Here is a 24,279-nt window from a genome sequence, read left to right as displayed (position 1 = left end):
AGCTGAACTAGCGACGAGCGCGAACAATCTGATATTTGCGCGTCAGGTACTCTACCGGCGCGCTCCAGATATGCACCAGGCGGGAGAACGGGAACAGCAGGAACATCGTCATCCCCAGCACCAGGTGCAGGCGGAACACAAACGCCACGCCGTCCAGATACTGTGACGCTCCGCCGTGGAAGGTCACCACCGACTGCGCCCAGCCTACCAGCTTAAGCATTTCACTCCCGTCCATATGCTGCGCCGAGAACGGGATCGTCAGCAGACCCAGCGCACACTGAACGAGCAGCAGCGAGAGGATCAGGATATCCGCGGTCGTGGTGGTTGCCCGCACGCGCGGGCTGAACAGGCGGCGCTTGAGCAGCAGCACGCCGCCGACCAGACACATCACGCCGCTGGCACCGCCGGCAATCATCGCCATCTTCTGCTTCACGTCCATCGGCAGGAAGGACTCATACATCCAGTGCGGAGTCAGCATTCCGAGGAAGTGGCCGGCGAAGATACCGAGGATCCCGATATGGAACAGGTTAGACGCCAGGTTCATCCCTTTGCGGTCCAGCATCTGGCTGGACGAGGCCCGCCAGGTGTACTGACCATAGTCGTAGCGCAGCCAGCTGCCGATCAGAAATACCGAACCGGCAATGTACGGGTAGATGTCAAAGAAGAACATATTCAGGAAGTGCATTATTGCGGTCCTCCGTTAGAGATATCCAAGTATTGCGGGGCCACGGCCCCGGCAAAACGACGCTGGTGAGCGGCAATTTCTGACTCGCCGCAGCCTTTATCGGCAAAGAATTTCACCTGTTCTTCTTCCCATACTGCGTCCAGCGCCTGCGGCGTATCGTCGCGGGCTTCGTCGGCTATTTTTTCTGCCACCTTCTGGCTATCAACCCGGGTATCCGCCAGCTTCAGCAGCAGTTCGAACAGCGCCGCATAGCGGCTTTCGCGCTGCTGCAGACGAGCGCTTAGCAGACCCAGAATCGGCGCCACGTCCTTCAGCCCGGCGATAGCTTCATCTTCCGGCAGCTGCGCCAGATACTCCAGGTACAGCGGCAGGTGGTCAGGAAGCTCATTGCTGTCGAGCTCCAGGCCATGACGCTCGTATTGCGCCATCAGATCGACCATCGCCTGACCGCGATCGCGGGACTCGCCGTGAACATGTTCGAACAGCAGCAGCGACGTCGCCCGTCCGCGGTCAAACAGCTCGCTGTAATCCGCCTGAGCGTCGAGCACGTCACGGGCGGTCAGGTAGCGCAGGAAGTCGCCCAGCTTGCGGGCATCCTCCGCGACTAATTTTTCCGATGACGCCAGCGCCTCCAGCATCTCCTGCTGATGCTGCCACAGGGCAGCGTCAGGATACTCAAGCAGGCGCGACACGATCACGAGTTCAATCATGAGTGCGGCTCCGTTTTGCTGGTCACGTCGATAGAGTCGATGCGGCGGCTATTGAACAGATTGAACTGGCTGTCCGAACCGTGGCAGCCGTCGCCGAAGGTGAAGCCGCAGCCGCTTTTTTCCGGGAAGGCGTCGCGCGCCTGCTCGCGGTGGCTGCTGGGTACCACGAAACGATCTTCGTAGTTGGCAATCGCCAGGTAGCGATACATCTCCTGCGCCTGGGCTTCGCTCAGACCCACTTCTTCCAGCGCGCGGGTATCCACTACGCCATCAACGCTTTCAGCGCGTTTAAAGTGACGCATCGCCAGCATACGCTTCAGCGCCAGCAGCACCGGCTGGGTATCGCCTGCGGTCAGCAGGTTTGCCAGGTACTGAACCGGAATACGCAGGCTTTCCACGTCCGGCAGAATACCGTTGCTTCCCAGCTCGCCGGCGTCCGCCGCGGACTGAATCGGTGACAGAGGCGGCACGTACCAGACCATCGGCAGCGTGCGGTATTCCGGATGCAGCGGCAGTGCCAGCTTCCAGTCCATCGCCATCTTGTAGACCGGCGACTTCTGGGCAGCGTCGATAACCCCCTGCGGTACGCCATCCTTCAGCGCCTGCTCGATGACTTTCGGGTCATGCGGATCGAGGAACACGTCCAGCTGACGCTGATAGAGATCTTTTTCGTTTTCGGTGCTCGCTGCGGTTTCAATCGCATCCGCGTCATACAGCAGCACGCCAAGGTAGCGAATACGGCCGACGCAGGTTTCTGAACACACGGTCGGCTGACCCGCTTCGATGCGCGGGTAGCAGAAGATGCATTTCTCAGACTTACCGCTCTTCCAGTTGAAGTAGATCTTCTTGTACGGGCAGCCGGTGATACACATACGCCAGCCGCGGCACTTGTCCTGGTCGATCAGTACGATGCCGTCTTCTTCACGCTTGTAGATAGCGCCGCTCGGACAGGTCGCCACGCACGCCGGGTTGAGACAGTGCTCACACAGGCGCGGCAGATACATCATGAAGGTGTTTTCGAACTGGCCGTACATCGCCTTCTGCATGTTCTCGAAGTTCTTATCTTTCGATAGCTTCTCGAACTCACCGCCCAGATCGTCTTCCCAGTTCGGACCCTTGACAATCTTATTCATGCGCTGGCCGGTGATCAGCGAGCGCGGACGCGCGATCGGCTGCGCTTTGCTATCGGCCGGCGCGTTATGCAGCGTCTGGTAGTCAAAATCAAACGGCTCGTAGTAGTCGTCGATACCCGGCAGATGCGGGTTAGCGAAGATTTTACCCAGCAGCATCGCGCGGTTACCCATACGCGGCTGCAGTTTGCCGTTGATCTTACGAACCCAACCGCCCTTCCATTTTTCCTGGTTTTCCCAGTCGGTCGGGAAACCGAGGCCCGGTTTGGTTTCAACGTTGTTGAACCAGGCGTACTCGGTCCCTTCACGGCTGGTCCAGACGTTTTTACAGGTGACTGAGCAGGTATGACAGCCGATGCATTTATCGAGATTCAGCACCATGCCGACTTGTGAACGAATTTTCATTTTACGCTCTCCTGTACCTGGTCATTGCCTTCGCCATCCAGCCAGTTAATGTTCTTCATCTTACGTACCACCACAAACTCATCGCGGTTCGATCCGACGGTGCCGTAGTAGTTAAAACCGTATGCCAGGTGCCCATAGCCGCCGATCATATGCGTCGGTTTCGGCGTAATGCGGGTCACCGAGTTATGGATCCCGCCGCGCTGGCCGGTAATTTCAGAACCCGGCAGGTTCACAATACGTTCCTGCGCGTGGTACATCATGGTCATTCCGGCCGGCACGCGCTGGCTTACTACCGCACGCGCGGTCAGGGCGCCGTTATTGTTGAAGACTTCAATCCAGTCGTTATCTTCAATGCCCATCTCTTTGGCATCCACTTCGCTCATCCACACGATGGGCCCACCGCGACCGAGGGTCAGCATCAGCAGGTTGTCGCTGTAGGTCGAGTGAATACCCCACTTCTGGTGCGGCGTCAGGAAGTTCAGCGCCTTCTCAGGGTTACCGTTTGATTTCTTACCCATCACAGCTTTCACCGAGCGGGTATCGATCGGCGGACGGTACACCAGCAGGCTTTCACCGAAGTCACGCATCCACTGGTGGTCCTGATAGAGGGACTGACGACCCGAGAGCGTACGCCACGGGATCAGCTCATGAACGTTGGTGTAGCCGGCGTTATAGGAAACGTGCTCATCTTCCAGTCCTGACCAGGTCGGGCTGGAGATAATCTTGCGCGGCTGCGCCTGAATATCGCGGAAGCGAATTTTCTCGTCTTCTTTATTCAGCGCCAGATGCGTGTGGTCACGGCCGGTAAACTCGCTCAGCGCCGCCCAGGCTTTCACCGCCACCTGACCGTTGGTTTCCGGGGCCAGGGTGAGGATCATCTCAGCCGCGTCAATCGCCGTATCCAGCATCGGCTGGCCTTTCGCCGGGCCTTCTGCCTTGGTGTAGTTGAGCTTACGCAGCAGATCCATTTCGCTCTGGGTGTTCCAGGCAATCCCTTTACCGCCGTTACCGATTTTTTCCATCAATGGCCCGATGGAGGTAAAGCGCTCATAGGTCGCCGGATAATCACGTTCAACCGGAATAATGTGCGGCGCGGTTTTCCCTGGGATCAGCTCGCATTCGCCTTTTTTCCAGTCCTTCACGTCGAACGGCTGCGCCAGTTCGGCGGCCGAGTCGTGCTGGATGGGCAGCGTCACCACGTCGGTTTCTTTTCCGAGGTGGCCCACGCAGACTTCGGAGAATTTCTTCGCGATGCCCTTGTAGATTTCCCAGTCGCTTTTCGATTCCCAGGCCGGGTCGACGGCGGCAGACAGCGGGTGAATAAACGGATGCATATCCGAAGTATTCATGTCGTCTTTTTCGTACCAGGTTGCGGTCGGCAGCACGATATCGGAGTACAGACAGGTGCTCGACAGGCGGAAGTCCAGCGTCACCACCAGGTCCAGCTTGCCGTCGAGGCCGTTATCCTGCCATTCCACTTCTTCCGGCTTGACGCCGCCCTGCTTGCCGAGATCCATCCCCTGAATACCGTGCTCGGTACCCAGCAGGTACTTCAGCATATATTCATGACCTTTACCGGAAGAACCCAGCAGGTTAGAACGCCAGATGAACAGGTTGCGCGGGTGGTTTTTACCGTTTTCCGGCTGCTCCGCTGCAAAGCGGATAGTGCCTTCTTTCAGCGCCTTCACGGTGTAGTCAACCGGCGTCATACCGGCTTTCTTCGCCTCTTCCGCGATGCGCAGCGGGTTAGTCCCAAGCTGCGGCGCGGACGGCAGCCAGCCCATACGTTCGGCGCGAACGTTGAAGTCCAGCAGATGGCCGGTGTAGCGCGATTTATCCGCCAGCGGAGAGAGCAGCTCCTGCGCGGTGACCGACTCGTAGCGCCACTGGCTGGAGTGGTTATAGAAATAGGAAGTACTGTTCATATGGCGCGCCGGACGCTGCCAGTCGAGGGCAAACGCCAGCGGCTGCCAGCCGGTCTGCGGACGCAGCTTTTCCTGGCCCACATAGTGCGCCCAGCCGCCGCCGCTCTGACCGACACAGCCGCAGAACACCAGCATGTTGATCAGACCGCGATAGTTCATATCGAGGTGATACCAGTGGTTCAGACCGGCCCCGACGATAATCATCGAGCGGCCGTGCGTCTTATCGGCGTTATCGGCGAACTCACGGGCGGTACGAATGATGTTGGCCCGAGCAACGCCGGTGATTTTTTCAGCCCACGCCGGGGTGTACGCCTTAACGTCATCGTAGCTTTTGGCGCAGTTTTCATCGTCAAGACCGCGCTCCAGGCCGTAGTTGGCCATGGTCAGGTCATAAACGGTAGTCACCAAAGCGGTGCTGCCATCCGCCAGCTGCAGGCGTTTTACCGGCAGCTTATGCAGCAGGATGTTCTCCAGCTCAACGCTGGTGAAGTGTTCGGTGCCTTCGCCGCCAAAGTACGGGAAGCCCACCTGGGCGATCTCATCCTGACTGCCCAGCAGGCTCAGCTGCAGTTCAGTTTCGTCACCGGATGTGCCGTCGCGCTGCTCGAGGTTCCATTTGCCTTTTTCACCCCAGCGGAAGCCGATTGAGCCGTTCGGCGCAACCATGTTGCCGTCGGCGTTGATCGCCACGGTTTTCCATTCCGGGTTGTTTTCCTGGCCCAGCGAATCGACGAGGTCGGCGGCGCGCAGCATGCGGCCCGCCGCGTAGTAGCCGTCGCGCTCTTCGAGCATCACCAGCAGCGGCATGTCGGTGTAGCGGCGGACGTAGTCGGTAAAGTACTGGCTCGGTTTGTCGAGATGGAACTCGCGCAACATAACGTGGCCCATCGCCAGCGCCAGCGCCGCATCGGTACCCTGCTTCGGTGCCAGCCACAGATCGCACAGCTTGGCGATTTCGGCGTAGTCAGGGGTGATAGCAACGGTTTTGGTGCCTTTGTAGCGGACTTCGGTAAAGAAGTGCGCATCCGGGGTACGGGTCTGCGGAACGTTAGAACCCCAGGCGATAATGTAGTTCGAGTTATACCAGTCGGCGGATTCGGGTACGTCGGTCTGCTCGCCCCAGGTCTGCGGAGAGGCCGGCGGAAGGTCACAGTACCAGTCGTAGAAGCTCAGGCAGGTACCGCCAATCAGCGACAGGTAGCGCGCGCCGGAAGCGTAGGAAACCATCGACATCGCCGGGATCGGCGAGAAGCCCGCCACGCGGTCAGGGCCGTAGGTTTTGACGGTATAAACGTTGGACGCGGCAATCAGCTCGTTCACTTCCTGCCAGGAGGAGCGTACGAAGCCGCCGCGACCGCGGGCCTGCTTAAAGCTTTTCGCTTTATCAGCATCTTCAATAATCGAAGCCCATGCCGCAACCGGATCGCTGTGCTGAACCTTAGCCTCACGCCACATTTTCATCAGGCGCTTACGCATCAGCGGATACTTCAGGCGGTTGGCGCTGTAGAGGTACCAGGAGTAGCTGGCGCCACGCGGGCAGCCGCGCGGTTCATGATTGGGCAGGTCCGGGCGGGTACGCGGATAGTCCGTCTGCTGGGTTTCCCAGGTGACGAGGCCATTTTTGACATAAATTTTCCAGCTGCATGAGCCGGTGCAGTTCACACCGTGAGTGGAACGCACGATTTTGTCATGCTGCCAACGCTGGCGGTATCCATCCTCCCAGTCCCGGTTGGTGTGTAGAAGCTGGCCGTGCCCATCGGCAAAGGTCTCGCCCTTCTGTTTGAAGTAGCGAAACCGGTCCAGGAATTTACTCATGGGTTTCTCCTGTTTGGAGCCTGACGGCTCTCTGATAAATCGACATTGCTGGATTTGCAGCGAAGGTAACGCTATGAAAGAGGGAGAGAATTGATAACGATCAATACGAAATGCCTTATGAACATCGGCAAAACGGACGAATACCACCTTAGTAGTATCTTTTCCTATTTTATATCTATCTGTTTTTAAAGGGTTTTTATGAGAAAGCTCGCCATTTGCAGCGCGGGCAATATCCCCATAGGTATTAAGGGGTAGAGCGCAAGACAGGGGATTATTTTGCCGGACCGATGCGCCTTGCCGGAGCAGCGCCGCACGATAGCATGTTGTAACTAAGTGCAGGATAAAAAAAAGGCGCAAATCAGGTTGCGCCTTATAGCGGTAAAGCTCGTCGCTTAGGACTTCTGCTTACGTCCGTAAACCAGCCAGGTAATGACTACGCAGGCGATATAGAACACGAGGAAGACCTTCATCGCCCCCGCCGGAGAACCGGTCAGATCCAGAGAGATACCGAACGCCTTCGGAATGAAGAAGCCGCCAATCGCGCCGATCGCTGAGATAAAGCCCAGCGCCGCCGCCGTATCGGTCGCCGCTTCACGCATCGCCTGCGCTTCGCTACCGCCCTGCGCCTTCACCCGATCGGTGGTCATTTTACGGAAAATAACCGAAATCATCTGGAAGGTAGACGCGCTACCCAGCCCGGCGGTCAGGAACAGCACCATGAACACGCCGAAGAACGCGATAAAGTTACCGCCTTCACCGTGCGTTGGCAGCGTCAGGAACAGCAGGCCGCAGAAGATGGCCATCACCACAAAGTTAATCAGCGTCACGCGGGTCCCGCCCAGACGGTCGGAGATAGCCCCGCCGGTAGAGCGCGCCAGGGCACCAATAAACGGCCCGAAGAAGGCATAGTGCAGGATCTGCACGTCCGGGAACTGCGTTTTGGACAGCATCGCAAAACCGGCGGAGAAGCCGATAAACGAGCCGAAGGTTGCCAGATACAGCAGCGCCATAATCCACAGATGCGCACGCTTGAGCACCGGCAGCTGCTCCCTGAGTGAAGCTTTCGATGCCGACAGGTCGTTCATAAAGAACCATGCCGCCAGAGTCAGGACGACAAGGAACGGAACCCAAATCCAGGCCGCGTTTTCGAGATACAGAATAGAGCCATCCGGCTGCTCGGTGCCGGTCCCACCGAAGACGGCGAAAATAGACAGAGAAACCACCAGCGGTGCAACCAGCTGCATGACGCTGACGCCCATGTTGCCAAGACCGCCGTTAATACCCAGCGCGCCGCCCTGCTTCTGTTTCGGGAAGAAGAAGCTGATGTTCGCCATGCTGGAAGCAAAGTTTGCCCCGGCAAAACCGCACAGCAGGGAGATGATAACGAAGACGCTGAACGGCGTAGAGGTATCCTGCACCGCAAAGCCCAGCCAGACGCAAGGCACTATCATGATCCCGGTACTGAATGCCGTCCAACGGCGGCCGCCGAACAGCGGTACCATGAACGCGTAAGGCACGCGCAGCAGCGCGCCAGACAGCGCCGGCAGCGCGGTCAGCATAAATAACTGATCGGTCGTAAACTGAAAGCCAACCTTATTCAGGTTAACGGCCACGGCACTGAACAACATCCAAACGCAAAACGCCAGCAAAAGACACGGCACGGAGATCCACAGGTTGCGGCTGGCGACGCGGTGACCGCGCTGCTGCCAAAACTCAGGATCTTCCGGACGCCAGTCGGTGATGACTGAAGTGGTAGTCTTCTCCGGGAGGGAAGATTGACTCATATATACCTCTGATTATTCATATATCCCGCAGATACATTAGGGATTACAGGCGGCAGTAAGTTGATATAAATCAAAGGAAAAGTTGTCACCAATTTGCTTAAAAAAAAATCATCACTCAAAGGGAGTAGTTATTTTCGCTTAAAAAAGTGTGGTTTTTCACGAGGCTGCCCGCTTTCACCGATCCCCTCCTGGCGGACTACCTACCACCGACAATTAAGGGGTAATCCTTTATAGGTATGGGTATACTCCATCGGATATCCGAGAATAGGTCCCACTCCCGGATGGTTTGCCGGTCAGGAGCCACGCATTCTATGTTAAAACGTCTTTTTACCCCGCTCACGCTGGTGAATCAACTGGCGCTGATTGTCCTGCTTTCGACGGCCATTGGCGTCACGGGGATCGGCATCTCCGCGCGGCTGGTGCACGGCGTCCAGGGAAGCGCACACGCGATTAATAAAGCGGGATCGCTGAGAATGCAGAGCTATCGCCTGCTGGCCGCGGTGCCGCTCAACGAGAGCGACGGCAGGCTTATCGACGAGATGACCGCCACCGTATTTAGCGAAGAGCTGCAGAACGCCGCCCTGCGGGACGGCCAGCAAAACCAGCTGAAAGCGCTGCAGCACTACTGGCAGCAGGAGCTGGCGCCGGGGATGCGGCACGCGCAGAATCAGGCGACCGTCGCCACCGACGTCGCCAGCTTTGTCGACCGTATAGACCATCTGGTCACCGCCTTTGACCATACGACCGAACGGCGCATCAGGCACGTGGTCTGGATCCAGCGGATCCTTGGCTGCGGCATGGCGCTGCTGTTTCTGTTCACCATCGTCTGGCTGCGGGCGCGGCTGCTGCGTCCGTGGAAGCAGCTGCTGGAGATGGCCCGTGCGATAAGCCATCGCGACTTTACCCAGCGCGTGCGCATCAGCGGACGCGATGAAATGGCCACCCTCGGGATGGCGCTGAACAACATGTCGGAAGAGCTGGCGGAAAGCTATTCCGTACTCGAGCGGCGGGTGCAGGAAAAAACCGCCGGTCTGGAGCAGAAAAACGAAATCCTCGCTTTTTTGTGGCAGGCCAACCGCCGACTGCACTCCAGCGCCCCGCTCTGCGAGCGGATCTCGCCGGTGCTTAACGGCCTGCAGGGGCTGACGCTGCTGCGCGATATTGAAGTCAGGGTCTATGATCTCGAAGATGAAGACAACCATCAGGAATTCGCCTGTCATTCAGATTTACACTGCGATGATAAAGGCTGTTATTTATGTCCGCGCGATCTGCCGCCGCTGCCCGACGGCGGGGCAACGCTGAAGTGGCGGCTCTCTGATGCCCATAACCAGTACGGCATTCTGCTGGCCACTCTGCCGGTGGGCCGCCATCTGAGCCACGATCAGCAGCAGCTGGTGGATACCCTGGTCGAACAGCTGACCTCGACCCTGGCGCTGGACAGGCATCAGGAGCGTCAGCAGCAGCTGATCGTGATGGAGGAGCGCGCCACTATCGCGCGCGAACTGCACGACTCGATTGCCCAGTCGCTCTCCTGCATGAAGATGCAGGTCAGCTGTCTGCAGATGCAGGGAGAACATTTACCGGAAGAGAGTCGCCAGCTGCTGGGTCAGATCCGTAACGAGCTGAACACCTCCTGGGCACAGCTTCGCGAGCTGCTGACCACCTTCCGGCTACAGTTAACCGAACCGGGGCTGCGTCCGGCGCTGGAAGCCAGCTGCATGGAATACAGCGCCCATTTCGGCTTTACGGTCAGGCTGGACTACCAGCTGCCGCCGCGTTTCGTTCCCTCGCACCAGGCGATCCATGTGCTGCAAATCGCCCGCGAGGCGCTCAGTAATGCGTTGAAGCACGCCAAAGCGACGGAGGTCACCGTAACCGTGTCGCTGCGGGATAATCAGGTCAGGCTGGTGGTCGCGGATAATGGCCGCGGCGTACCAGACCATGCCGAACGGAGTAACCATTACGGTTTAATTATTATGCGGGATCGCGCCCAGAGCTTGCGCGGAGACTGCCAGGTACGCCGTCGCGAGACGGGCGGTACCGAAGTGGTCGTCACTTTTATCCCGGAAAAATCGTTTTCAATCCAATAGGAGAACCCCATGAGTCAACAGGAACGGGCAACCATCCTTCTCATTGACGATCACCCGATGCTGCGCACCGGCGTTAAACAGCTGGTTAGTATGGCATCCGACATTCAGGTGATCGGCGAAGCCAGCAACGGCGAACAAGGTATTGCGCTGGCGGAATCGCTGGACCCAGACCTGATCCTGCTGGATCTCAACATGCCGGGCATGAACGGCCTGGAAACCCTCGATAAGCTGCGCGAGAAATCACTCTCTGGCCGGGTGGTGGTATTCAGCGTCTCCAACCATGAAGAGGACGTGGTCACCGCCTTAAAACGCGGCGCCGACGGCTACCTGCTCAAGGATATGGAGCCGGAAGATCTGCTTAAGGCTCTGCAGCAGGCGGCTGCCGGTGAGATGGTGCTGAGCGAGGCGTTAACGCCGGTGCTGGCGGCCAGCCTGCGCGCCAACCGCGCCACCTCGGACCGCGATATCAGCCAGCTGACCCCGCGCGAGCGCGATATCCTCAAGCTTATCGCCCAGGGCCTGCCGAACAAAATGATCGCGCGCCGTCTGGAGATAACCGAAAGCACCGTGAAAGTACACGTTAAGCATATGCTGAAGAAAATGAAGCTGAAATCGCGCGTCGAAGCCGCGGTTTGGGTACACCAGGAGCGCGTTTTCTAGGGCAGTTCTCGCCAGGATACGCCCTGGGCCGAGAATTTTACCAGCGGCTCGGTCAGCGCCAGTGCGATCTCATTGGAAGAGACGCGCTGACCCGTTTTATCTTCAACCACCACCGACAGATGCCACAGGTTGGTCGCGCCCGGCTCACCGCTCCAGGCCGGCAAAATCACGCTCCAGCCGTCAGGGCTATTGGCATCTACCGGCGACGTCAAACTCAACAGCTGCGTATCCCCTTGCCACTTCAGCGATTTAATTCCATGCAGGCTACGAATCTGCAGCTTAAGCTGCACCGTTTCCCCCGACTGCAGATCCCACGGCGGCGTCGCCAGATAGGCCGACAGCGATTTACGCTGGCGATACTCAACCACCGGCAAATTATCGCGCTCCGGGCTGTCGTAGCGGCTGCCGCGCAGAGAGCGGCTGATCGCCACCTCGTCGGCCGCCAGCTGCTGCTTTAACGGCACCCCGAAGCGATAGTTCAGCTTCAGCCCGACGTTATTCTGGCTGAGCCCGCTTTCACCCTGCTTATGCTTCGCCGTCACCGTGACCAGCGGAACCGGGGTGTAGTTGAGCCCCACCGATACCGCCACCGGGTTATGGTAGCCGGTCCCGGAATGGAACAGGTCAACACTGTCGCCGAAATACTGCTCGACGCTGACGCTGGTATTAATATGCTGATAAAACGGCAGCCGCGCCTGGGCCGTGACGTCGTAGCCGCTTGCCATCCGCTGCTCCTGAGCCAGGCTGTCGCCCTGCTGCCAGCTCCCCACCGGGTGGTAGTAATTAGCCGACAGGCGCACCGACTCTCCCCACGCCTCGGCCCCGATACTGCCGCGCGCCAGGCGCTCATCCAGCACCTTATCGTAGAAGGAGTTATAGCCCAGCAGCCACGTTCCAACCCGCCAGCGCTGCCCCAGGCCGATATTACCCACCAGGCCGCTATCGCGCTGGGTCACCGAATACTGGTTCCAGGTGAGGAAGTCGCCATTATCCTGCAGCGGCACAAACCAGCTGCCCTTGCTGCCGGTAAAGTGCCCCTCCTTATCCACCAGCAAATCGACGTTGGCGTTGCCCCACGGCGATAGCCAGCTCTCCAGCTGCTGGCTGACCTCGGAACCAATCCTGCCGATCGCAAACATCCGCGCCTGCTCGCCGGTTGTAAGGCCATTATCGCTCATGCTGGCTTCGCCGAATTTCTTCGCCATTTCGGCAAAATGCTGCGCATCCTGATCGAGCTGGGGAGCGATGCCGAGATCGGGCAGCGCCGTCTGTTTCTCGCTGAAGGCGTTGCTTCCCTGCAGGGCACGAGCCGGTGCGCCGGCCAGCAGCAGGAGGATGGGGAGAAGTGGCGTAAAACGAAATAGCAAAGGCATTAAACGGATGACAGAGGCTCGCGAAGGATGGCAACAGAACCTAAGTTTACCGTTTTTTGCCATCGCCCGCAGCCCCCGGGCCAATTTCAGGAATATGCTGAATCTTCCACCCGGGAATTATTTTCCGTTAACAGCGCTTTCAGTTCCGGGATACAGGAGCCGCAGTTGGTACCGCATTTTAGCTTCTCCCCCAGCTCAGCCGGCGTGCGGCAGCCCCCGGCGATGGCCTCGACGATCGCCCGTTCACCGACGCTAAAGCAGCTGCAGATGATCCGCCCGCGCGGCGCGACGTCGCCCCCTTTTCTGCCGCTTAGCAGCGCGTGGCGAAGCTCGGCCGTCGCTGGCGGCGAGCTAAAGGCGGCGATAATCCATTCACTCTCCACCACGGGTTCGCGGGCGTCGCTCCACCAGCCCAGCATCAGGGCACCCTCGTGCCACGCCAGCAGATTCCACAGCGCGCCGGCCTCGGCAATCTGGACCTGCCAGCCCTGGCGCTGGCACCAGTCGGTAAGCCAGGCGCGCGGGCTTTTATCCCCCGCCAGCGAGAGATGCGTAACCCCCACCGCCGCTCGCCGGCGCCAGTGGAGCCATTCCGGCAGCGGAACCGGCTGACGGCAGAACAGCTCGCCGTGCCAGGCCGGAAGCCAGGCGGCAATTGCCACCGCCACCTGCTTGCTCTCCGGCTGGCCGGAGTGCGGATCGGTTACCGCCGCCAGCAGATTATTCACCCGCCCCTGGCGGGCAAACTGATTATTCCAGTGCATCGGTACAAACAGCGAGCCGCGGCGCTGCCCGTCGCTGATAAGCACTTTAGCGACCATGACGCCGTTGCGCGACCAGATCCGCGCCAGCTCGCCGTCCCGCAGCTGCCAGCGGCGGGCATCAGCCGGAGCCACCTCCACCACCGGTTCGGCAATATGCTGCATCAGACGCGGCACGGTTCCGGTGCGGGTCATGGTGTGCCACTGATCGCGGATGCGCCCGCTGTTGAGGATCAGCGGATAGAAAGCGTCGGTTTCAGCGCGGGTGCCCTGCGGCGTCACCGGCACCATGCGCAGCTTGCCATCGCGGTGCCAGCCCCGGTGCAGGTTCAGCGCGGCGGTGCTGCGACTGACCGGCCAGCATACCGGTGCCAGATTTTCCCACTCCTCGCGGCTAAGGCTGGCCAGTCCGCCGATATCAAACGCCCGCTGGCCGTCATTCTCGAACCCTGACAGCGCGGCGTGTTCGCTGAAGACGTCGTGCGCGTGCTGCCAGGCAAAGGCCTCGCTAAAGCCCAGCTCGGCCGCGACGCGGGCGATTATCCACCAGTCGGCCCTCGCCTCGCCCGGCGGCGGCAGAAAGCTGCGCTGGCGGGAGATACGGCGCTCCGAATTGGTGACGGTGCCGTTCTTTTCGCCCCACGCCAGCGCCGGAAAGCGAATATGGGCAAAGCGGCCGGTATCGGTGTCAGCGGCAACGTCGGAGACGATAACCAGCGGGCAGGCGGCCAGCGCCTGACTCACCGCGTGGCTATCCGGCAGCGAAACCACCGGGTTGGTGCCCATTATCCATACCGCCTTCACCTCGCCGCGCCCGATGGCGGCAAACAGATCTACCGCCGTCAGCCCCGGCGTCTGCGCCAGCCGTTCGGTACCCCAGAAGCGCGAGAGGCGATGTAAATCCTGCGGTTCGAAGTTCATGTGCGCCGCCAGCATGGTTGCCAGCCCGCCCACCTCACGACCGCCCATCGCATTTGGCTGTCCGGTCAGCGAAAACGGTCCGCATCCCGGGCGGCCATATTTACCGCTCGCCAGGTGAACGTTAATGATGGCATTGCACTTATCGCTGCCGCTGGCCGACTGGTTAATCCCCATGGTGTAGAGGGTGACGGCGCGCGGCGCGGCGATAAAGTCGCGATAAAAATCGGCCACCTGCTGCGGCTCAAGGCCGCAGAATTCGGCAACGGTAGCCACGTCCCACATCTGCGCCGCCGCCAGCGCCTGCTGCTGGTCGCTAAAATCGCCGGCCAGCGGTCCGGCACCGGCAATGGCGTTCAGCAGGCCGACGAACAGGCCGCCGTCGCTGCCGGGCGCCAGCGCCAGGTGCACATCGGCAATATCGCAGGTCGCGGTGCGCCGGGGATCGATAACCACCACCCGCAGCTGCGGATTGTCGCGCTTCGCCTGCACCAGACGTTGATAAAGCACCGGATGCGCCCAGGCCGCATTTGAGCCCACCAGCACCACCAGATCGCTGTTCTCAACGTCTTCATAGCTGCACGGCACCACGTCGGCGCCAAAGGCCCGCTTGTAGCCCGTCACCGCCGAGGACATGCACAGCCGCGAGTTGGTATCGATATTGGCCGCGCCGATAAAGCCCTTCATCAGCTTGTTGGCGGCGTAGTAGTCCTCGGTCAGCAGCTGGCCGGAGGCATAGAACGCCACCGCCTGCGGCCCGTAGCGGTCGACGATCTCCCGCAGCCGCGAACCCGCGGCTGCCAGCGCCTGCGACCAGCCGACGGGCTTATCATCCAGCTCCGGCGTCAGCAGCCGCCCGGCGAGGGCGGTGGTCTCCCCGAGCGCCGCGCCCTTTACGCACAGGCGCCCGAGGTTGGACGGATGTTCGGCATCGCCCCGCACGCTGACCTGGCCCGCGGCATCGACCTCAGCCAGCACGCCGCAGCCCACTCCGCAGTAGGGGCAGGTAGTTCGGATCTCCGCCATCAGGAAGCCTCCGCGCGCGCCAGCAGAACCTGGTTGCCCACCCACACTTTGCCGTTCTCCACTTTTACCGGCCAGGCGCGTACCGCCTGCTCGCCGCCGTCGCAGGCGCGGCCGTCGCGCAGGCGAATGCGCTGTTTATAGAGCGGGGAGATGACGATCGGCTCTCCTCCGGCGTCGCCGAGGATCCCGCGCGACAGCACGTTGGCGTCGCTGCCGGGCTCGAGATTATCGAGCGCGTAAATCTGCTCGCCAAAGCGGAACAGCGCTATCTGCCGCTCGCCGAGCCGCGCGCCGATCCCGGCCTCGGCGGGGATCGCCTCAAGATCGCAAATCGCCTGCCACGGACGGGCCGAAGGCGCGCCTTCATGCAGCACCGGCGCCGCCACCGGCTGCGGCTGGCCACGGAGCGGCTGGCGCTGCACCGCATCGTCCGGCTGCTCGCTGTTGACATAGGAGCGGAACAGCGACAGGCGCTGCGGATCGTTAAGGGTGGTTTGCCACTCGCACTGGTAGCTGTCCACCACCCGCGCCATCTCCTGCTCCAGCTCTTCGCCGATCCCGAGGCTGTCCTCGAGGATCACCTCGCGCAGATAGTCGATGCCGCCCTCAAGGTTGTCCAGCCAGGTGCTGGTTCGCTGCAGGCGATCGGCGGTGCGGATATAGAACATCAGCAGGCGGTCGACGGTGCGGATCAGCGTCGCGTCGTCGATATCGCTGGCAAACAGGTCCGCGTGGCGCGGCTTCATGCCGCCGTTGCCGCAGACGTAAAGATTCCAGCCCTTCTCGGTGGCGATCACCCCGATATCTTTGCCCTGCGCCTCGGCGCATTCACGCGTGCAGCCGGAGACCGCCATTTTAATCTTATGCGGCGCGCGCAGGCCCTTGTAGCGATGTTCGAGGGTCACCGCCAGGCCGGTCGAATCCTGCACGCCGTAGCGGCACCAGGTGGAGCCGACGCAGGACTTCACCGTGCGCAAGGATTTACCGTAGGCGTGGCCGGTTTCAAACCCGGCATCAGCCAGCTCGCGCCAGATAGCCGGCAGCTCTTCCAGACGAGCGCCAAAGAGGTCGATCCGCTGGCCGCCGGTAATTTTGCTGTACAGCTGGTAGCGTTTGGCAATCTGCCCGATAGCAATCAGACCGTCCGGCGTCACCTCGCCGGCCGCCATGCGCGGAACCACCGAATAAGTGCCGTCCTTCTGAATGTTGGCGAAGTAGCGGTCGTTAGTATCCTGCAGCGGCAAATGCGCCGGCTTCAGCAGATATTCGTTCCAGCAGGAGGCCAGCACCGAGGCCACCAGCGGCTTACAAATTTCGCAGCCGTGCCCCTGGCCGTAGCGGGCAATCAGCTGTTCAAAGGTGCGGATGTGGTTGACGCGCACGAGGTGATAAATCTCCTGCCGCGACCACGGGAAGTGCTCGCAGATGTCCTTTTTGACCTCGACACCCTGGGCCGAAAGCTGATACTCCATGACCTGCTTGACCAGCGCGCCGCAGCCGCCGCAGCCGGTCGCGGCTTTGGTACAGCTTTTGATCGCCGCCATATCACCCGCGCCGCCGCTGACCGCCTGGCAAATATCGCCTTTACTGACGTTGTGGCAGGAGCAGATTTGCGCGCTGTCCGGCAGCGCCGCCACGCCGAGCGCCTTCGGCGCGCTGCCCTCAAGGGCAGGCAGGATCAGGCTTTCCGGGCGTGACGGCAGCGCCATGTCGTTGAGCATCATCTGCAGCAGAGTGGCGTAATCGCTGGCGTCGCCCACCAGCACGCCGCCAAGCAGCTTTTTGCCATCCTGGCTGACGACGATTTTTTTATAGATCTGCTCCGGTCCGTGAGTCCACTGATAGCTCTGACTACCGGGCGTGCGGCCCTGAGCGTCGCCGAAGGAGGCGACGTCGATACCCAGCAGCTTGAGTTTGGTGCTCATATCCGCCCCGCCGAAGCGCGCCTCTTCTCCGGCCAGATCCGCCGCCGCCGTTCTCGCCATCTGGTAGCCCGGCGCAACCAGACCGTAAATTTTATTCTCCCACAGGGCGCACTCGCCGATGGCCAGCACGTCCGGGTCGGAGGTGCGGCAGCGATCGTCGATGCAGATACCGCCCCGCTCACCCACCGCCAGCCCGCTGCTGCGCGCCAGCGCGTCCTGCGGGCGGATACCGGCGGAGAACACCACCATATCGGTGCTGAGCGAGCCGCCGTCGGCAAAGTTAAGCGCCAGCCCGCTGGCCTCGCGGACGATCTGCTGGGTCGCCTTGCTGGTATGCACTCCGACGCCAATATCGCTAATTTTTTCCCGCAGCATGGCCGCTCCCGGGCCGTCCAGCTGCACCGCCATCAGGTTCGGCGCAAACTCCACCACGTGGGTTTCCAGCCCCAGCTGCCTGAGCGCATTGGCGGCCTCCAGCCCCAGCAGGCCGCCGCCAATCACCACCCCGCGCTTCGCCCCGCTGGCGCAGGCGGCAATCTGGTCAAGATCGTCCAGCGTACGGTAGACGAAGCAGCCGTCAAGATCGTGGCCCGGCATCGGCGGAACGAAGGGGTAAGAGCCGGTTGCCAGCACCAGCTTGTCCCAGTGGGTTTCGTGGCCGTGAGCATCGCGAACCACCCGCGCCTCGCGGTCAATGGCGGCAACCGGCTCGCTGAGGCGCAGCTCAATTCCGTTGGCGGCAAAGAAGTCGCCCTCCACCAGCGACAGCGATTCCGCGCTGCGGCCGGCGAAATATTCCGACAGATGCACCCGGTCATAGGCGGCGTAGCGCTCTTCGCAGAACACCACGATACGATACTGTTGATGCAGGTTACGGCTGACGCATTGCTCAAGAAAGTGGTGGCCGACCATGCCGTGTCCGATCAGCACCAAAACAGGTTTTGTCATAGTGATTTGTCCTGCAGCGCGCGGCTGCGTTGAAGAAGGATCAAAAAGCCATTCCGGCGGCGCGCTGGTTCCCAGCTGTGCCGTCAGCGGCGCCGCGTTCGCGCAGTCGCCGAGCAATAAAATGCCGCGCAGCTTGCCGTCTCGCAGCAGCAGTCGGCGGTAGTGTTGGGCCAGCGGATCCCAGCTGGTCCACTGCTCATCCCGTTCGCCGGCAACCAGTTCTCCGGCGCTGAACAGCTCAATACCGGTCACCTTCAGACGGGTACCGCTGTCCTGCCAGCTAAAATCGGCTCCCGGCGTCGCACACAGCCTTGCGGCCAGCACTTCGGCCTGGCGCAGGCAGGGGGCTACCAGCCCCCAGGTGCGGCCGTCAATTTCACAGCATTCGCCAATTGCGCTGACGCCCGGCAGCGCGGTCGCCATCTGGCGATCGACGACAATTCCCCGTCGGCACTCAAGGCCGCTGCGCTGCGCCAGCTCAATATTGGGACGTACGCCGGTTGCCAGCACCACGCGGCTGGCGGCGAAGGTTCTGCCATCCTCCAGCACCACGTCGTGCTCGCGAATGGCCGCGATACGGCAGGCCATCACGCAGCCAATTCCCCGCGCCTCCAGCTGGCTCTGCAGCTGCTGGCCGGCGAACGCATCGGTTTGCTGCTCCATCAGCCACTCGCCGCGGTGCAGTAAAGTGACCTCATCGCCGGAACGGCGCAGCGCGGCGGCCGCCTCGACGCCCAGCACGCCGCCGCCAATCACCACCGCCGGACCGCCGAGCGCCATAATGGCCTCGACGTCGGCAAACGTGCGAAAGGCGTAAACGTGCGGCAGCCCGGCGCCCGCCAGCGGCGGGATAGTCGCCTGCGAGCCGGTGGCGAAAATCAGCTCATCCCAGCGCAGCTCGCCCCGGGTGGTGCGCAGGGTTTGCGCCTGCACGTCGACGGCCTCAACCCTCTCCCCGGTCCGTACCGTCACGTCGTGCTGCTGATACCACTGCGCGGGCAGCAGCAGCGTCTGGGCCAGCGTTTTTTCGCCCCCCAGCACCGGCGACAGCTGGATGCGGTTATAGGCCTGGCAAGGCTCATCCCCGATAATCGTGATGTGAAACGCGCCGTCCGCCCGCGCCGCCAGCGTTTGGGCTAATCGGGTGGCCGCCATCCCGTTGCCGATAATCACCAGTTGCCGCTTCATCGCCGCCCCCTACGCCGCTTTAGGCTGTTTTTCGTAGAGGAAATGCAGGATCTGCTGGCGCAGGTGGTGATAGCGGCTATCGTCCGCCAGCTGCACGCGATTGCGCGGCCGGGGCAGATTGATATCGAGGATTTCACCGACCGTCGCCGCCGGACCGTTGGTCATCATCATCACCCGGTCCGACAGCAGCACCGCCTCATCAACGTCGTGGGTAATCATCACGATAGTGGTGTTCAGCGCCTGCTGAATTTGCATGACCGCGTCCTGCAGATGGGCGCGGGTCAGGGCGTCGAGCGCGCCGAAGGGTTCATCCAGCAGCAGCACCTTTGGCTTCATCGCCAGCGCCCTGGCGATCCCCACGCGCTGCTTCATTCCCCCGGAGATTTCCCCCGGGCGCTTGTGCAGCGCATGGCCCATCTGCACCCGGTCGAGGTTGTGCTCAATCCACTCCCGGCGCTCGGCCTTGCTCATGGTGCGGCGAAAGACCCGATCCACCGCCAGCGCGACGTTGTCAAAGCAGGTCAGCCACGGCAGCAGGGAGTGGTTTTGAAACACCACCGCCCGCTCCGGCCCCGGCCCGGCGATTTCGCGGTTATCGCACAGCAGGCCTCCTTCCGTCGGCAGCGTAATCCCGGCAATCAGATTCAGCAGCGTCGATTTGCCGCAGCCGGAGTGGCCGATCAGGCTGACGGTTTCCCCTTCGTAGATATCGAAGGAGACGTTTTGCAGAGCCAAAAACTCGCCGCTGGTGGTATTGAAACGCTGGCTGACGGCCTGTACCTGAATTAATGGTTTCATAGCGACTCCTATTTTTCCTGCCAGCTGAAGCGGCGGGCGATAAGCATGAGGCCCTGCTCAAGCAGCAGGCCGACGACGCCGATAATGACGATGGCGATAATGATGTTTTCCACGTTGAGGTTGTTCCATTCGTTCCAGATCCAGAACCCAATCCCCAGACCGCCGGTGAGCATTTCAGCGGCGACAATCACCAGCCAGGCGATGCCTATCGACAGGCGCACCCCGGTCAGCACGGCGGGCAGCACCGCCGGGAAGAGAATGCGGCGCATCACCGTCCATTCGGAAAGCTGCAAAACGCGCGCCACGTTCAGGTAGTCCTGCGGGATCCGCCGGACGCCTTCGGCGGTGTTGATCACCATCGGCCAGATGGAGCAGATAAAGATGGTCCAGCTCGACGCGGGCTCCGCTTTCTGGAACAGCAGCAGGCCGATTGGCAGCCAGGCCAGCGGGCTGACCGGACGCAGCAGCGCGATCAGCGGATTAAACATGCGGGCGAAGAACAGCGAACGACCGATCAGGAAGCCCAGCGGAATACCCACCAGCGCCGCGAGGCCGAAACCCACCGCCACGCGCTGCAGCGAGGCCAGCACGTTCCAGCCGATACCCATGTCGTTAGGGCCGTCCTGATAAAACGGGTCGGCAAACAGCGTCAGCGCCGAATCAAGCGTGCTGAGCGGCGTCGGGAAGCCTTTGCCGTTAATCGCCGCCATCTGCCAGCAGAACAGGAGTAGCCCCAGCCCCAGCAGCGGCGGCAGCACGCGCTGGACGCCTTCGCGCAGCCAGCGCGTGACGGCGGGCGTTGGCCGCCGGACCTGCACCGGCGGCAGGATAATGACTTCGCCCGGCGCTTTTTCAGCGCTGGCGACTGCGGGTTGGGTACTATTTTTTTGCGCGTGTTTCATCTCATGCCCCCATACGTTGAATCGCAAAGCCGCGGGCGTAGCCTTCAGGATCGGCCCCCGTCCAGACCGTTCCGTCCATCAATGTGCTGCTGCGCATCACCTGACCCGGCGCGCTGATGCCGCCAACGGCCTGCGCCGCCTCTTTCCATACGTCAATTCGGTTAATACGCTGCGCCACCGCCTGATAATCCGGCGCCGCTTTCAGCAGCCCCCAGCGTCGGAACTGGGTCATGAACCACATGCCATCCGACAGCCACGGGAAGCTGACTTCGCCGCGATCGTAGAAACGAATCGGGTGCGCGTCCTGCCAGCTGCGCCCCAGTCCGTTGTTGTATTCGCCCAGCATCCGCCCGGTAAGGTACTGCTCTTTGGTATTCAGCCACGCGCGTTTCGCCAGGATGCGCGCCGTCTCGCGGGTGTTCTCTGGCGAAGCCTCTATCCAGCGCGAGGCCTCCATTACCGCCGCAACCAGCGCCCGGGCGGTATTCGGATTACGCTCTACCCACTCGCTGCGGGTGCCGAGAATTTTTTCCGGATGATCCGGCCAGATCTCCTGAGAGGTGGCGGCGGTAAAACCGATGCGATCGTTGATGGCCCGCGCGTTCCACGGCTCGCCGACGCAGAAGCCCACCATGTTGCCGATCCGCATGTTCATCACCATCTGCGGCGGCGGCACGACGACGGTGCGCACATCGTCAAACGGATTGATGCCGCCGCTGGCCAGCCAGTAATAGAGCCACATCGCGTGGGTGCCGGTAGGAAAGGTATGGGCAAAGGTGTAGCTGCCCGGCGCGCTCTGGCCAATCAGCCGCTTCAGGCCGGGAAGATCGGTGACACCTTTGTCCTGCAGGTCGCGTGACAGGGTGATAGCCTGCCCGTTGCGGTTGAGGGTCATCAGGTTAGCCATGGACTGCGGTTTGCTGGCAATACCCAGCTCGAGGCCGTACAGCAGGCCGTAGAGAATATGCGCCGCATCCAGTTCGCCGGAGATCAGCTTGTCGCGCACCGCCGCCCAGCTGGCCTCTTTGGTCGGCACAAGGGTAAAGCCATATTTTTTATCAAAGCCTTTCAGCGACGCGATCGCCAAAGGCGCACAGTCGGTTAGCGGAATAAAGCCCACCCGCACGGTGGTTTGCTCCGGCTTATCGGAGCCTGCCGCCCACGCTGACTGCATCAGCCCAGGCAGCAGCATCGCGCCGCCAAGCGCGGCCCCTGCCTGTAGAAAACGCCGCCGTGTCATCGAAATCTTATCGCCCATACCCGCTCCAGAACGCGCAAAAAAAAAGCGCCCGACAGTGCTTACGCACTGCAGGACGCCTTTATCCATGGACCCGCATGCCGCCGTTGGCCTGCTGCCCAAAAATGGTGAACTAACTCGATTTAGCTAATGCAAACGGGATGCCAGTTTTCCCGATGGCCGCTTTTGGCGCGTTTCCTGCCTGCAAAAGCGGCTGTCGGGGCAAAAATTGCACCGTCGACAGGCACAAAATGCCCGCCGATTGTGCATCTACTCCTTTGGGGTTAGCGGCCATAATGACTTGACCATCAGCAGCGCGCGGGCGATTTCAACCATCCGCTGATTCTTATCCATCGCCATCTTGCGCAGCGCCTGCCAGGCCTGCTCTTCATTCATTCCCTGATGGGACATCAGGACGCTTTTGGCCTTCTCAATGACCTTGCGCTCTTCGAGACTATCTTTTAGCGACGCCAGCTGGCCGGAGAGCTGCTGCAGCTCATACGCCTGCTGGCGAACCAGCGGCAGCAGCTGCCTGTCCAGCCGTCGCGCAACGTCATCGCCGCCGTCCTCTTCCGGCCAGCGGTCGGGTGGCATCTCCGGTCCGCTCCCCTGCAGCAGCCGATCGGCGGCATCGAGCAGATCGCTAATCAGCCGCTCTTCCAGACCGCGCATCAGCTCCAGACGCTGCGTCTGGGCGCAGAACCAGCGCAGCGCCGTCTCGCCGTTGTCCTCCGAGGGCTGACGGGTACAGGCGATACGCCGAAGCTGCTCTATTTCGATGCTGGCCTGGCACTGCTCATTAAACAGCGCGGTCTGCGCCGCGTCGGCCAGGGCCAGAAAGCTGTCAAAGCACGGCTGCTGCCCGTCGATACGGTCCACCAGCAGCTGGCGCAGCTCGTCGCTGAACCGGCCGCGGGCAAAGCCCAACGCCCCCAGCGCGCGCTCCTGCCCCGCCAGCTCCTTGCCCTGCATAAAGCTGTAGAGCGCCACCATCCCTCCGGCTATCTGCGGATCGTCGATACTGTCATTGAGCTGTGGGACGATATTCAGCAGATGCCGGATAATGCGGCTGAACTGGCCGGTCGCCTCTTCGGCGGCAATAGTGCGCAGGCGCACGGCCTCGCGCAGGGCGGGAAGCTGCCCGAGATACCACACCGCGCTGGCGATACGCCAGCACAGGGCGCTGCTGGCGCTGGCGCGCGCCGGCTCCAGGGCCTGGCGAAAGATGGCCAGTTGCTCATTTACCAGCGCCCCGCCGGCGCGACACTCCGCGGCGTAGAGTCGGCCGCCGGAACATAGCCAGATATTGGAGGCTCCGCGCTCGCACTGCAGCATATGCACCAGGGCGCTTATCTGATTGGCCAGCGCGCCCTGCTGCGCCAGCTGACGGAGCTGCTGCCTCTGGAGCTGGCGCGCATGTTGGAACCAGTCGTTTGCTTCAGGCACGGTGCCGGCCGTATTATTCATGCTCTCTCCAGGGTTAACGCTTTATACTTCAGCTAAGCAATAACCGTGCCTTATACAAAGGAGTCCTTATGCAAAGTATTGTGCTTATCGCCAACGGCGCTGCCTACGGTAGCGAATCCCTGTTCAACAGCCTGCGCCTGGCGATTGCCCTGCGCGAACAGCAGTCCGAACTGACGCTGAATGTGTTTTTAATGTCCGACGCGGTTACCGCCGGGCTACGCGGTCAAAAACCGGCGGAAGGCTATAACATTCAGCAGATGCTGGAGATCCTCACCGCGCAGAACGTGCCGGTGAAGCTGTGCAAAACCTGCACCGACGGCCGGGGGATAACCTCCCTGCCGCTGATCGATGGCGTTGAGATCGGCACGCTGGTTGAGCTGGCGCAGTGGACGCTGGCGGCGGATAAAGTCCTGACCTTCTGAGTTAACCCTCTTTAGCAGGATTAAATGTCAGGCTGGCAGCGTTTATTGCGTTAAAAGATATGCCAGCTGAATGCTTTCAGGAACAACATCATTTTTGTTTAATCTTTATC

The 24,279-nt window shown here is 61.1% G+C and carries 15 protein-coding genes; 3 read left to right on the top strand and 12 right to left on the bottom strand.

What is annotated here, in order from left to right; translation table 11 throughout:
* Positions 1 to 7: 7 nt before the first annotated feature.
* The 5 genes from narI to M2416_RS07115 all read right to left on the bottom strand — a co-directional run bounded on the left by narI (position 8) and on the right by M2416_RS07115 (position 8,454).
* Positions 8 to 685 carry a respiratory nitrate reductase subunit gamma gene (gene narI / locus M2416_RS07135; protein WP_041146081.1) on the bottom strand — a complete coding sequence of 226 codons (678 nt, stop codon included), beginning with the start codon at positions 683 to 685 and terminating at the stop codon, positions 8 to 10.
* Positions 685 to 1,395 carry a nitrate reductase molybdenum cofactor assembly chaperone gene (narJ, locus tag M2416_RS07130; protein ID WP_159871198.1) on the bottom strand — a complete coding sequence of 237 codons (711 nt, stop codon included), beginning with the start codon at positions 1,393 to 1,395 and terminating at the stop codon, positions 685 to 687. The genes narI and narJ overlap by 1 nt, the downstream gene beginning before the upstream one ends.
* Positions 1,392 to 2,930, bottom strand: a complete 1,539-nt coding sequence (gene narH, locus M2416_RS07125) for a nitrate reductase subunit beta (RefSeq protein WP_041146083.1) — start codon at positions 2,928 to 2,930, stop codon at positions 1,392 to 1,394. The genes narJ and narH overlap by 4 nt, the downstream gene beginning before the upstream one ends.
* On the bottom strand, positions 2,927 to 6,670 hold the full coding sequence (locus tag M2416_RS07120) for a nitrate reductase subunit alpha (RefSeq protein WP_076947662.1): 3,744 nt from the start codon (positions 6,668 to 6,670) through the stop codon (positions 2,927 to 2,929). Before M2416_RS07120 ends, narH begins: the two co-directional genes overlap by 4 nt.
* 392 nt (positions 6,671 to 7,062) lie before the next feature.
* Positions 7,063 to 8,454, bottom strand: a complete 1,392-nt coding sequence (locus M2416_RS07115) for a NarK family nitrate/nitrite MFS transporter (RefSeq protein ID WP_041146085.1) — start codon at positions 8,452 to 8,454, stop codon at positions 7,063 to 7,065.
* A gap of 311 nt (positions 8,455 to 8,765) precedes the next feature.
* Here M2416_RS07115 and narX point away from each other — a divergent pair, with 311 nt between their 5' ends.
* The gene (gene narX / locus M2416_RS07110; protein ID WP_259222942.1) at positions 8,766 to 10,544 is read left to right on the top strand and encodes a nitrate/nitrite two-component system sensor histidine kinase NarX; all 1,779 of its coding nucleotides are present in this window, start codon (positions 8,766 to 8,768) and stop codon (positions 10,542 to 10,544) included.
* Positions 10,545 to 10,553: 9 nt separating this feature from the next.
* Entirely contained in the window at positions 10,554 to 11,204 is a 651-nt protein-coding gene (narL, locus tag M2416_RS07105; protein ID WP_041146087.1) for a two-component system response regulator NarL, read from the top strand.
* Here narL and M2416_RS07100 read toward each other — a convergent pair.
* The 7 genes from M2416_RS07100 to nasR all read right to left on the bottom strand — a co-directional run bounded on the left by M2416_RS07100 (position 11,201) and on the right by nasR (position 23,747).
* Complete coding sequence (locus M2416_RS07100; protein ID WP_259222940.1) at positions 11,201 to 12,577, bottom strand: YchO/YchP family invasin; 1,377 nt, start codon at positions 12,575 to 12,577, stop codon at positions 11,201 to 11,203. The two genes, narL and M2416_RS07100, sit on opposite strands and share 4 nt — an antisense overlap.
* Positions 12,578 to 12,663: 86 nt before the next feature.
* Positions 12,664 to 15,282 carry a nitrate reductase gene (locus M2416_RS07095; protein ID WP_259222939.1) on the bottom strand — a complete coding sequence of 873 codons (2,619 nt, stop codon included), beginning with the start codon at positions 15,280 to 15,282 and terminating at the stop codon, positions 12,664 to 12,666.
* Positions 15,282 to 19,343, bottom strand: coding sequence for a nitrite reductase large subunit NirB (nirB, locus tag M2416_RS07090; RefSeq protein WP_259222937.1), 4,062 nt, complete (start codon positions 19,341 to 19,343; stop codon positions 15,282 to 15,284). The genes M2416_RS07095 and nirB overlap by 1 nt, the downstream gene beginning before the upstream one ends.
* A 9-nt stretch (positions 19,344 to 19,352) precedes the next feature.
* Entirely contained in the window at positions 19,353 to 20,141 is a 789-nt protein-coding gene (locus M2416_RS07085; protein ID WP_259222935.1) for an ABC transporter ATP-binding protein, read from the bottom strand.
* Between the two features lie 8 nt (positions 20,142 to 20,149).
* Entirely contained in the window at positions 20,150 to 21,043 is an 894-nt protein-coding gene (gene ntrB, locus M2416_RS07080) for a nitrate ABC transporter permease (RefSeq protein WP_041146091.1), read from the bottom strand.
* 1 nt (position 21,044) lies between these two features.
* Positions 21,045 to 22,301, bottom strand: a complete 1,257-nt coding sequence (locus tag M2416_RS07075) for a CmpA/NrtA family ABC transporter substrate-binding protein (RefSeq protein WP_259222933.1) — start codon at positions 22,299 to 22,301, stop codon at positions 21,045 to 21,047.
* A 249-nt stretch (positions 22,302 to 22,550) separates the two neighbouring features.
* Positions 22,551 to 23,747 carry a nitrate regulatory protein NasR gene (gene nasR / locus M2416_RS07070; RefSeq protein WP_259222931.1) on the bottom strand — a complete coding sequence of 399 codons (1,197 nt, stop codon included), beginning with the start codon at positions 23,745 to 23,747 and terminating at the stop codon, positions 22,551 to 22,553.
* A gap of 68 nt (positions 23,748 to 23,815) precedes the next feature.
* Here nasR and M2416_RS07065 point away from each other — a divergent pair, with 68 nt between their 5' ends.
* Positions 23,816 to 24,169 carry a DsrE/DsrF/TusD sulfur relay family protein gene (locus M2416_RS07065; RefSeq protein WP_259222930.1) on the top strand — a complete coding sequence of 118 codons (354 nt, stop codon included), beginning with the start codon at positions 23,816 to 23,818 and terminating at the stop codon, positions 24,167 to 24,169.
* The last annotated feature ends 110 nt before the right edge of the window (positions 24,170 to 24,279 follow it).

This window comes from Klebsiella sp. BIGb0132, assembly GCF_024810075.1.
GTDB classification, from domain to species: Bacteria; Pseudomonadota; Gammaproteobacteria; order Enterobacterales; family Enterobacteriaceae; genus Klebsiella; species Klebsiella terrigena.
Note: the sequence above shows the minus strand (reverse complement) of the source record. Positions and strands in the feature narration are given on the sequence as shown.

Coding starts and splice junctions, on each gene's coding strand:
- M2416_RS07095 (WP_259222939.1), bottom strand. CDS start 15,282: ATGGCGGAGATCCGAACTACCTGCCCCTACTGCGGAGTGGGCTGCGGC.
- narL (WP_041146087.1), top strand. CDS start 10,554: ATGAGTCAACAGGAACGGGCAACCATCCTTCTCATTGACGATCACCCG.
- nirB (WP_259222937.1), bottom strand. CDS start 19,343: ATGAAGCGGCAACTGGTGATTATCGGCAACGGGATGGCGGCCACCCGA.
- M2416_RS07065 (WP_259222930.1), top strand. CDS start 23,816: ATGCAAAGTATTGTGCTTATCGCCAACGGCGCTGCCTACGGTAGCGAA.
- M2416_RS07115 (WP_041146085.1), bottom strand. CDS start 8,454: ATGAGTCAATCTTCCCTCCCGGAGAAGACTACCACTTCAGTCATCACC.
- M2416_RS07100 (WP_259222940.1), bottom strand. CDS start 12,577: ATGCCTTTGCTATTTCGTTTTACGCCACTTCTCCCCATCCTCCTGCTG.
- M2416_RS07075 (WP_259222933.1), bottom strand. CDS start 22,301: ATGGGCGATAAGATTTCGATGACACGGCGGCGTTTTCTACAGGCAGGG.
- narJ (WP_159871198.1), bottom strand. CDS start 1,395: ATGATTGAACTCGTGATCGTGTCGCGCCTGCTTGAGTATCCTGACGCT.
- narI (WP_041146081.1), bottom strand. CDS start 685: ATGCACTTCCTGAATATGTTCTTCTTTGACATCTACCCGTACATTGCC.
- nasR (WP_259222931.1), bottom strand. CDS start 23,747: ATGAATAATACGGCCGGCACCGTGCCTGAAGCAAACGACTGGTTCCAA.
- M2416_RS07120 (WP_076947662.1), bottom strand. CDS start 6,670: ATGAGTAAATTCCTGGACCGGTTTCGCTACTTCAAACAGAAGGGCGAG.
- narX (WP_259222942.1), top strand. CDS start 8,766: ATGTTAAAACGTCTTTTTACCCCGCTCACGCTGGTGAATCAACTGGCG.
- ntrB (WP_041146091.1), bottom strand. CDS start 21,043: ATGAAACACGCGCAAAAAAATAGTACCCAACCCGCAGTCGCCAGCGCT.
- M2416_RS07085 (WP_259222935.1), bottom strand. CDS start 20,141: ATGAAACCATTAATTCAGGTACAGGCCGTCAGCCAGCGTTTCAATACC.
- narH (WP_041146083.1), bottom strand. CDS start 2,930: ATGAAAATTCGTTCACAAGTCGGCATGGTGCTGAATCTCGATAAATGC.